Source organism: Flectobacillus sp., from assembly GCF_049240685.1.
Lineage (GTDB): Bacteria > Bacteroidota > Bacteroidia > Cytophagales > Spirosomataceae > Flectobacillus.
This window is the reverse complement of sequence record NZ_JBMLSD010000309.1, coordinates 1-5,282: the sequence shown is the minus strand read 5'-3', so window position 1 is coordinate 5,282 and position 5,282 is coordinate 1. Positions and strand designations below refer to the sequence as shown.

The 5,282-nt window shown below is 36.4% G+C and carries 4 protein-coding genes; 3 read left to right on the top strand and 1 reads right to left on the bottom strand.

Translation table 11 applies throughout. The annotated features are described in order from the left end of the window. Positions 1-1,047, bottom strand: a 1,047-nt coding sequence (locus tag ACOVQ4_RS14100) for a TonB-dependent receptor (RefSeq protein WP_421821270.1), incomplete at its 3' end; no start/stop codon positions are given. 1,216 nt (positions 1,048-2,263) lie between these two features. Here ACOVQ4_RS14100 and ACOVQ4_RS14095 point away from each other — a divergent pair. The 3 genes from ACOVQ4_RS14095 (at position 2,264) to ACOVQ4_RS14085 (ending at position 5,273) form a co-directional block, all read left to right on the top strand. After that, positions 2,264-3,232 (top strand): alpha-E domain-containing protein, encoded by a 969-nt coding sequence (locus tag ACOVQ4_RS14095; protein ID WP_421821269.1) that lies wholly within the window; start codon positions 2,264-2,266, stop codon positions 3,230-3,232. A gap of 338 nt (positions 3,233-3,570) precedes the next feature. Then, complete coding sequence (locus ACOVQ4_RS14090; RefSeq protein ID WP_421821268.1) at positions 3,571-4,311, top strand: peptidase; 741 nt, start codon at positions 3,571-3,573, stop codon at positions 4,309-4,311. Between the two features lie 125 nt (positions 4,312-4,436). Beyond that, the gene (locus tag ACOVQ4_RS14085; RefSeq protein ID WP_421821267.1) at positions 4,437-5,273 is read left to right on the top strand and encodes a transglutaminase family protein; all 837 of its coding nucleotides are present in this window, start codon (positions 4,437-4,439) and stop codon (positions 5,271-5,273) included. The last annotated feature ends 9 nt before the right edge of the window (positions 5,274-5,282 follow it).

Below are 5,282 nucleotides of genomic sequence, written 5' to 3'. Positions count from 1 at the left end.
ATTAATCAAAAACTTAGCAGCTGTGTTTTCAGGCTGGCCGTTGATATTACCTGCATCTGGTTTTTGAGCCAAAAAGCTTCTAACTGTCGCTAAAGGTGCATCAAAACCTAAGCTTGCATCAGCTTCAGCCTCTGCACTCACGATTCCTGGGCGGTTGGCTAAGGTAGTTCTATTAAATTCGATGGTATAATTAACATACCCTTTTTCACCAAAAGAAGCGCCATTATTTACGGCAAAACTTAGGCTATTTCCGTCTCCTTTGTGGGTCGTACCTAAGCTCAAGGTCGCAGAACCGTATTCAAATTTATCTTTCAAAATGATGTTCATTACCCCTGCAATCGCATCCGAACCATATTGGGCAGAAGCACCATCACGCAAGATTTCTACACGTTTGATAGCTTGTTGAGGAATTGCCGAAATATCAGCCCCACTTTCACCACGACCTGGCGATGTTTGGATGTACATCAAGGCAGAGGTATTTTTACGTTTACCATTAATCAAAATCAAGGTACGGCTTGGTCCCATGTTACGAATTTCGTAAGGGTCAAGCAAAGACGTGGCATCGTTTACAGGCGTATTTACAGTGTTGAAGGATGGCACACGATACTGTAATGCTTTATCAAATGATGTTTGTCCAGTGGTTTTCAATTCCTGTGCCGACAAAATATCAATTGGTAGAGGCGTGTCTGTAGAGGTACGCTGCGATGCACGGCTACCTACTACAACTACTTCTGCTAATTGATCTGTCGATGGTTCCAAACTTACATCTTCTGTAACATCCGAAGATGAAATCGTAATAGATTTAGTTACCGAGCCATAACCAACAAATGAGTATCTAACCTGTGCGCTTCCTTTTCCAAGCTTAAGTACGTATTCACCTCCAGAACTTGTAGTGGTTCCTATTGCTTTGCCCACAACTGATACGGTTACACCCTGCATTGGGGCATTGGTCTTGGCATCCTTTACGATACCTTTCACGCTGAACTGTGCCATTACGGCATTTGTCAACAGCATTACAAACAAAAGAGTAAAGAGTCTTTTTGTCATGTTATTTGTTAATTTAGTTAAGATTATAGTTATGAATGATTAATGATTTCTTTGAAAAATAGGGCAATTTCTTTTCCTTGTTGTTTCACAACTGGTTTGATTCCATTGAATAAACCCTCATGCTATTTCATCCTGAATTTTCTCAAAATCTCAGAGGATTTATTACAAAAGCCTGTTTACTGGACAAAATTTAAAGTCTCTAGTTCAGCACTTAGTCTAATGCGCATTTCTTCAAATGTTTGAAACTGTTAATTACAAAATTCAGAGAAATAGTAAATACACCAGAGTGACTCTTTTCGGTTTTGTCGAGCAATACGCTTAATTTATGCGGCACAAATGATTAGGTAAGAAGATACAATGAAAAATTAAACCAATAATATATCTGTAGTTTCATTCTAAAGATGAATACATTCCATTAACTGATATACTATTAACTTCTTTTTTCTTACCAACTTAGCTATCAATCTTCAGCAAACCACAACGTCATTTCTTGAGGATTTTCATCTTGGATATTGGTTGGGGTTCAGTATACAATACTTCACTGAAAAATTCCTGAAAACAGCAACCACCAAGTTTCGTCGCAAGAAACCGTCGGTAATAACAATTTAACTAGAAGATATAACTACCGCTATAAATTAAAAACAGTTTGATGGTCGGTAATGACTATCAATGACAAGGAGTCGAAAATAGGAATTCGACTTTTAGAGATAAGATTGGAGAAAGATTAAAATTGAGTTTAAATGGTCTAACTTCTTTGTACAGTTACTAAAATGTAACTTTTAAAAAATAGTAGCTTTGAGCTGGAGTATTCCAAGTATTTATACCCGATTGAAGCTTTTAGTGTTGATAGTAAACGATTTATCATATAATTTAGAAAAGGTTATATTAAAGTAAATATTAAGCGTCTATTAATATTCTTTTGCAATTACGTAAATTTTCAGAATATTAATCAAGTAAATAAGTAAAAAATTACTGCAAAAATTTCGCTGAATGCCTAAAACAACCAAATAATCTAAATTATTATCTGCTATGTCCAAATTAAAACTCAACAATTCGGCATTTTACAGTTTTTTATTTTACAATCATTGGTTTTTTATAAAAAAAACTTAATTTTATTTGGGTGATTCAATGACTCATAAAATAATTAAGCATTTATACTTAAAGGTTCTGTGAACTTTTAATCAAAAACAATTTTCCAACTTAATCCTAGAAACTTATGCTAAGTCGAGTTGCTAATTCTATTTATTGGATGAATCGCTACATTGAGCGTGCCGACAATTATGCCCGTTTTATTTCTGTTAACTTCAACTTGGCGCTTGACTTGCCTCCCAATGTTCCTGAGCAGTGGGAACCTTTAATCATTGCTACGGCCGACCATTTTATTTTTAAAGAACATTATGATGAGCCAACTCGCGAGAATATCCTTTATTTCATGACGTTTGATGTTCGTAACCCAAACTCTATTCTTTCATGTTTACTGAATGCTCGCGAAAATGCCCGTACCATCCGCGAGAGTATCTCCAAAGAAATGTGGGAGTATGTCAATCAGATTTATTGGACAGTAAAAAATGCTACACACGAGAGTAAATCTTGGGAACTGTCACAGTATCAAGGTTTTTTAGAAAATATCAAAACTGGTAGTCAGTTATTTTATGGTATCGTCGACTCTACTATTACTCGAGGTGAAGGCTGGCATTTTGGTCGCTTGGGTAGATTAATTGAACGTACCGACAAAACTACCCGCTTTTTGGATGTAAAATACTTTACCTTATTGCCAAGTATCGAGTCTATTGGTTCGCCGCTCGACTTGATGCTGTGGTCGGCAGTGCTTCGTTCGGTGAGTGCCTATAATATGTTCCGTCAGCAATACCCTGTTATGAACCCTACCAAAATCGTTGAGTTTTTGTTGTTGGATAAACGTTTTCCTCGCTCGGTAATGCATTGTTTACGTCAAGCAGAACTATCCTTGTATGAGATATCGGGAACTTCGGTAACAAATGGTTATTCGAATGAGGCCGAAAAAGCTATCAGCCGTCTCCGTTCTGAGGTAGAATTTACTGAGATTGAAGATATTTTTGAAAAAGGGCTTCACCAATATTTGGATGAATTTCAAACCAAAAATAATGGAGTAGGACGTGCCATTTTCGAAACCTATTTTGATTTAAAACCTGTAGTTAGCGAATAATACAACCGAGTATTAGTGCTTAGTCTCAAGTTTTTTTATCTTTGTGATGCTTTTGAGAATCTCCTTTTTTACTATTCCTCTATTAATCAACAAATTAATACATTCATTTTTTTGAAAAATGTATTATTTCTGATTTTGATTAAAACGATGGAATTAATCTTTGACTTTAAATTTCCATAATTTTAAAGCGCTGAAGCTTAAATCCGTAAGTATTTTTAACCTAGAGAGAGTTTAGACTTGGATAGTAAAATACATGGCTTTTCAAATCCCTTTGAGACATATTTAACCACAAAACGATTGCTACAAAAGGTGTATCAACGTTTTTCACTACAAATCAAATGACATACTGTTTAGGAATTAAAGTCCGAGGCGGACTCGTGGCAATTGCTGATACAAGAATTACAGCTGGGACAGAAATGTACTCAAACAAAAAAGTCTCATTGCATGAGGTTGGCAAACATTCATTGTTTATCATGACAGCGGGGCTTCGTTCGGTTCGCGACAAATCTATTACCTATTTTAATAGAATGACCGAAGACCAAGGGGTCACCTTCGACTATATGTTTGAAGCTGTGAATGCCTTTGGTGAAATCTTACGCAAGGTTGCTAAAGAAGACAAAGAAATGCTAAAGTCGGAAGGATATCACTTCAATCTTCATTCGATTATTGGGGGGCAAATGGCCAAGGATGATGAGCACAAACTGTTTTTGGTATTCCCAGAAGGTAACTGGATTGAAATCAATGAAGGACTTCGTTACCAAATTATTGGAAACTCTAATTATGGTAAGCCTCTATTGAATCGTGGACTCAACTATGAAACTTCATTGGAAGATGCTTTAAAGCTTGGCTTTTTGTCATTTGATGCCACACAGGTAAGTGCTACTGATGTTGATTATCCTATAGATGTAATCGTTTATCAAAAAAATAGCTTCCATTTAATCGAACACAGACTTGAAAAAGAAGAAATGGAAAGCATCAGTAAACAGTGGACCAATTTGTTGAAGGATTCGATGAATAACCTAAATGATGAATGGGTTCAAAGCATCATGGACAAATCTTTGATTTCACAAGAATCATAGAACCTTTTCAGCCGTTAAATGTTATAAAAGAGTAAAATACTAGAACTCATTTTTCTTGTATTTTACTCTTTTCTTGCTAAATATACCCACTAAACTAATCTCGATAAAACTCATCTAAGATACTTATGAAACTAGCGATTACCCACACTTTGTTGTATGATTATAGTAGTGATGTATGGCTTGAACCACACTATTTGTACCTCCACCCCAAGCAAGGTCCATATCTCAAAGTTGAGAAATATTCGCTTCAAATTTTACCCTCTCCTGATTTTATATCCAAAAATATCGACTCGGCAGATAATATTCAGCATATAGTATTTTTTAACAAAAGTACAAGACAACTGAGCATCAAGGCTGAGTCTGAAATAGAGGTAACAGAGTTTAATCCTTATTCATTCATTTATCATCCTTTCGAGTCTAGTCGTCTACCCATCAAATATGCCAACGATTTGAATGATTCTTTACAGTCTTATCTTAATCGGAAAGGTGTAACAACGCTTGTAGACCAAACAGCAAGGCAGTTGGCCGCAAGTGTCAATTGGGATACAAGTAGTTTTTTATCGGAACTTAACAAATTTATACATTCTTTTACCTACGAAATCCGAGAAGAAGGAGATGCGTATTCTCCAGAAAAAACCTTACTGGAGCGACGTGGTTCTTGCCGCGACTATTCTGTCTTATTTATGGCCATGTGCCGAGCCTTGGGTATAGCTTCCAAATTTGTGAGTGGATATTATTTTAGTGACCCAAATCAGCCCCAATATTTGCATGCTTGGGTGAATGTGTACTTACCAGGTGGTGGTTGGCGAGGCTATGACCCTACCCAAAACTGTTTGGTTTCGGGTCGACATATCCCTTTGGCTACCTCAGCAATGCCTGCGCTGGTATCTCCTATTCATGGCGCATTTAGAGGAAATGCACAATCTGTATTTCAAGCAACAGTATCAGTTAGAAAAATTTAATTTTTGAGC

What these genes read in the sequence shown, in the direction of transcription:
- ACOVQ4_RS14095 (WP_421821269.1), top strand. Translation starts at nt 2,264, where the DNA reads ATGCTAAGTCGAGTTGCTAATTCTATTTATTGGATGAATCGCTACATT.
- ACOVQ4_RS14090 (WP_421821268.1), top strand. Translation starts at nt 3,571, where the DNA reads ATGACATACTGTTTAGGAATTAAAGTCCGAGGCGGACTCGTGGCAATT.
- ACOVQ4_RS14085 (WP_421821267.1), top strand. Translation starts at nt 4,437, where the DNA reads ATGAAACTAGCGATTACCCACACTTTGTTGTATGATTATAGTAGTGAT.